This window comes from Spirulina sp. 06S082, from assembly GCF_034932145.1.
Taxonomy (GTDB): domain Bacteria; phylum Cyanobacteriota; class Cyanobacteriia; order Cyanobacteriales; family Spirulinaceae; genus CCY15215.
This window is the reverse complement of record NZ_JAYGHV010000079.1, coordinates 1-4614: the sequence shown is the minus strand read 5'-3', so window position 1 is coordinate 4614 and position 4614 is coordinate 1. Positions and strand designations below refer to the sequence as shown.

Sequence of the window (4614 nt, the reverse complement as noted above, 5' to 3'; positions counted from 1 at the left end):
TTTGTTGAAACTGAGGAAAGTTACACCTCGAAAGCATCGTTTTTAGATGATGATTTCTTGCCGACATTCGGTGCAAAACCCGAAAGCTGGAAGCCATCAGGAAAGCGAGTTAAGCGGGGATTGTATTGTACTCAGAATGGTTTGTTCGTCAATGCTGACTGCAACGGAGCAGCGAATATTTTACGAAAAGCGGTTGAGGGATGGCGAATCGAATTCGCCATATCCAATCAACCAAGAGAAGTAGCGGCAACTTTAGGATTATGTCTTAAAGAAGTTAGTAGCGGCGTTTTGACCACGCCTGTAAGAGTCCATTACTGGGCTGCTTCCGAATCCCCGTCTCTTTAGAGCGGGGAGGGTCAACCCTCTAAATCAAGGCTCGGCGCATGGCTTGGAGCTTAAGGCGAACTTCAGCCAATTCTCGTTCGGGATCGGAACCAGCCACAATACCGGCTCCCGCGTAAAGTCGAGCGCGATCGCCAACAATAGCAGCCGAACGAATACCCACGATAAACTCACTATTGCCTCGGGTATCAACCCATCCTAACGGGGCTGCATATAAGGCGCGATCGAAGTTCTCGTAACGACGAATGCGATCGCAGGCGATTTGGGTAGGAACTCCAGCAACGGCGGGGGTAGGATGCAGTTTGGCTACAATATCGAGAGGATGCAAATTCTCAGGTACTCGGGCGGAAATCTGTACGTGCAGGTGTTGAATATTATCTAATTGCAAGACTTGCAGGGGCGATCGCCGAACTTGCAAGCCGAGTCCTTGAAGGCACTGTAAAATAAATTCGCTTACGGCTTGATGTTCTCGCTTATCTTTTTCGCTCTTGAGTAATTGTTGAGCTAATTGGGTGTCTTCTCTGGGGGTTTTTCCACGGGGTGCAGAACCCGCTAAAGCATCGGTAATTAATTGTTGGTTTTGCAAACCGATCGCGCGTTCTGGACTCGCACCAATAAAACGATGCCCGCGATCGTTACCGATCGCAAAAAGATAGCAATTGGGATAATTTTGGCGTAAATTTTGCAGCGATTCAATAATTCTAAAAGGCACTGGAGAAATGAGATCGAGGGGATGCGCTAAAACGATTTTACTCAGTTGCTGTTTTTGGATAGATTGCAGAGCAGATTTAACGGCAATTTTAAAATTATCTTCTTTGCGTGTATTTTCCCGAAGATTAAAATAGGTTTGCGCTTGCGGATTAGAACTTAAAATATTGAGACGAAATTGACAAATTTTCTCAAGGGTTCGCGTTATTTCTTCGACAGCTAATTTAATATTCAGGGTTTTATTGATGGCAATATTAGCCACAAAAAAACAACGGTTATTTTTACTTATGACTTGGAATTGCGGCAGAAAAATTGTCGCGACGGGAAAGGGATAAGCAATACTCTTAGACGTGGGGAAAAATGTAAAACTAGAAAAAAAATAAGGATTTGCTTCACTTTGAGTAGAACTTTGCGGATAAACAATTTGTTTTAAACAATCTTGCATAAAGTTCCGAGTGCGGACAAAGCGATCGCCAGAAGAAGAACTATCAGAAGAATCAATTTCTAACAATTTTACCGCTCCATGACCAAAAACTGCTTCCCGTGTTTTCGGATGTTCCCAATAGAAATGTTGGCGATCGTCTCGGAGAAGACATTGAAAAGCAGCAAGAGGATCGATGTCATTAAGGGGTTGAGAAAAGCTGGCTATTTTAGCAATCTTCGTGCGACAATACTGTTCGTAACAAGCATAGAGAAACTGATAAATTTCTTTCTCCTCTTTAAGTAAATCAATGGACTGACTTTTAACTACCATGCGACGACAAATATAAACAAATGTAAAAAAAAGTAAATGTTGGCTTTTGGCTATTGTTTTTATTCACTTTCTGTGCTGCCAAAGTATTTGCAAAAATCGGCGATCGGTGTTGTTAATCATCGGCAATATTCACTGCAATTTGACAATCTAGGGGTTTATTTTCATATTTACTCGAGTTATAAAATACAGAAATCCGTAATTCTGCAACAAAACGTTACCTTTAGAAAATATCTGCCGGATCTGCCGCATTGAGTTTCCGCACGGCGATCGCGCCAGAACCCACGCACATAATAACAGTTAAAATCAATACGGTGGTTGCTTTAGCGACATCCATCACAACAGGCAAAGCTGTAGCATTCGTCGTCAATAAATAGAGAAAATTAGAAAGAGCAAAACCGGGAAGATAACCCACCAAGGCTAAAATAATTGCTTCTTGGAAAACAACTTGGAGTAAATAAAAATCTGTATATCCCATTGCTTTTAAGGTTGCATATTCTGGGAGATGATCGGCAACATCAGTATAGAGAATCTGATAAACAATCACCATCCCCACGATAAATCCCATCCCTGCCCCTAGGGTAAAAATAAAACCGATCGCGGTACTTTCTTGCCAGTATTTCTTTTCAGAATCAATAAATTCTGCTTGAGAAAGAACTAAGACATCTTGAGGAGTCAAAATATTGTCTGCATTGGGAACATAGAATTCCTCGCGAATTTTCGCTAGAATTGCTTCTGGATCGGCTCCTTCTCGAACTTGAATCACTCCTATTTCAATGAGATCGGGATTGCGTTCCTCAAAAATACGTCCATAATTGAGATCGCTGGTAATAATATTTCCATCTGCGCCAAAAGAAGCACCTAAACTAAATAAACCTCCGATCCTAACTCGTCTTTCCCCGACTTCTGTTTCTACTGTTTCTCCGCGATCGAAAAGTTCTCCTATCGGTCCAAATTCTGCACGGGAGAGGCGATCGAAAAGAATAAAGTCTTCTAATTTAATAACATCTAAATTTTCTTGCATTTGTGGCAGATCGATGATATTCTAAACGGGATTGATACCGATGACCATAATGCTTCGGGTTGAGCGATTTTCAGGATTTTTCCAGAGTGCAAAGGCGATATGAATGGGATAGACGGCTTTTACATCCTCAACACCTAAAACCTGATGCAAACGTCGTTTGGAAAAGTTATCCATCGCGATGAGTGCTGTTGATTGTGGACTGATGAGAAAAATATCTCCTTTAACTTTTTTATGAAAAATAATAGAACTTTCAAACAGTGCATCTTGAAAGCCAAACTGCATAAACATGAGAATATCCGCAAAACCAATTCCTGCTAAAGCAATCAGCAAGCGCATTTTTTCATGGGTTAGTTGCATCCAAGCGAGAGGAATTTTCATAATAGTCAGTCTTACTCAAATTATTTACTAGGACTTACGCATTAGCGGGCAAGATGCCCGCACTACCATAACAATAGAATACGGTAGTGGGAGCGTCTCGCTCCCTAGTTGGGTAAGTCCTATTTACAATAAAATTTCAACTAACACTTTAGCATTGGTTAAACCAGAGACTCTCTGACTATCTTCGGGAGAAAGCAGAATATCTACTTCAATGACGCGGGCATCAACATCGGCAGCCGGATCGGTATCGAGTACATCTTTTTTGCCAATTTGTAAACCAATATTACTGACTTTTCCCCGTAATTCTCCTTCAAAAGAACCATTTTCGCTTTTAATAATTGCTTCGCGATCGATGCGAACTCGGCTAATATCGCTTTCATAGACTTCAGCAACCACAACCATGCGATCGGTTTTGCCGATCGCGATAATTCCCTCTCCTGTTTCCGTCACTTCCCCAACATGGGTGTTAACTTCTAGTATTTGTCCGGTGATGGGCGATCGCACCACGCTCAATTCTAAATCTTCTCGGGCTTGACGAACAGCAGCCTCAGCTAAGTCTACACTGGCTTGAGCTTGGCGAATTTCCACGGGACGTACTTCGCTAATGCGGTCTAAATTGGCGATCGCCTCGCGAATTTGCCGATCTAAAGTCGCCTCAGTACGAATTTTATTCTCTTTAGCTTCCGTAACCCGCTCTCGAGTTGTAGCCAGGGTTAATGCCCTCGTATCGCGTTCCGAGGTAGAAATTGCCCCTTCCTGATATAACTGTTCGTAACGTTTGTACTCTGTTTCAGCATTGCGTAATTCCGCTTCAATGCGAGATACCGTTGCCGCTTGGGTGGCACTCTCCCCCCGTAATTGTTCCCGCAAACGCTGAATCGTTGCCTGTTGCGCGGTGATTTCCCCTTGTTTGGCTCCGGCCTTGACCACCGCTAAATTCGCCTCAGCAACGGCGACATCCTCCTTAGCGCGATTAACCGCCGCGTTGAGGCGATCGTAGCTATCGAGTTGAGCAATAATTTGATTGGCACGAACGCGATCGCCTTCCCGCACCAATAAGCGTTCGACTTTTGCGCCTCCCGTGGTGGAAGAAGGAGAGGCGGCCACTTGAATTACCTCTCCTAACGGTTCGAGCCGCCCTAATGCCGTCACTGCTTCGATTTTGGGTAGTTCGGGGACTTCCGATTCTTCAGCCGTCGAAGCGGATAACTGTTGTAGGGTTCTGACGCTGTAAATGGCTGTCGCACCCACAACCAGAAGACCGCCGATAGACAAGCCGACAATCCATCCTTTGCCTTTTTGTGTAAATAGCGATCGCTTTACCCCGAGTTTGTCATTCATAACGGAATTAATTCTCCTCAACGCTTATCTTAGCGCGAGGATGGAATGCAACAAGTTTTGTCATCTTAAA

General features: G+C 43.6%; 2 protein-coding genes and 2 pseudogenes. 1 reads left to right on the top strand and 3 read right to left on the bottom strand.

From position 1 onward, the window contains the following. Window positions 1–345: pseudogene (locus VB714_RS06965) on the top strand (hypothetical protein); the annotation flags it as partial. Window positions 346–364: 19 nt separating this feature from the next. On the opposite strand, the gene VB714_RS06960 reads toward VB714_RS06965, so the two are convergent. The 3 genes and pseudogenes from VB714_RS06960 to VB714_RS06945 form a co-directional block, all read right to left on the bottom strand. Further along, a complete protein-coding gene (locus VB714_RS06960) occupies window positions 365–1804 on the bottom strand; it encodes an isochorismate synthase (protein WP_323222483.1) in 1440 nt (479 codons plus the stop codon). A 220-nt stretch (window positions 1805–2024) separates the two neighbouring features. Continuing rightward, a pseudogene (gene devC / locus VB714_RS06955) lies at window positions 2025–3203 on the bottom strand (ABC transporter permease DevC). 123 nt (window positions 3204–3326) lie between these two features. Continuing rightward, complete coding sequence (locus VB714_RS06945; RefSeq protein WP_323222479.1) at window positions 3327–4544, bottom strand: ABC exporter membrane fusion protein; 1218 nt, start codon at window positions 4542–4544, stop codon at window positions 3327–3329. Window positions 4545–4614: the final 70 nt, after the last annotated feature.

Coding starts and splice junctions, on each gene's coding strand:
- VB714_RS06960 (WP_323222483.1), bottom strand. CDS start 1,804: ATGGTAGTTAAAAGTCAGTCCATTGATTTACTTAAAGAGGAGAAAGAA.
- VB714_RS06945 (WP_323222479.1), bottom strand. CDS start 4,544: ATGAATGACAAACTCGGGGTAAAGCGATCGCTATTTACACAAAAAGGC.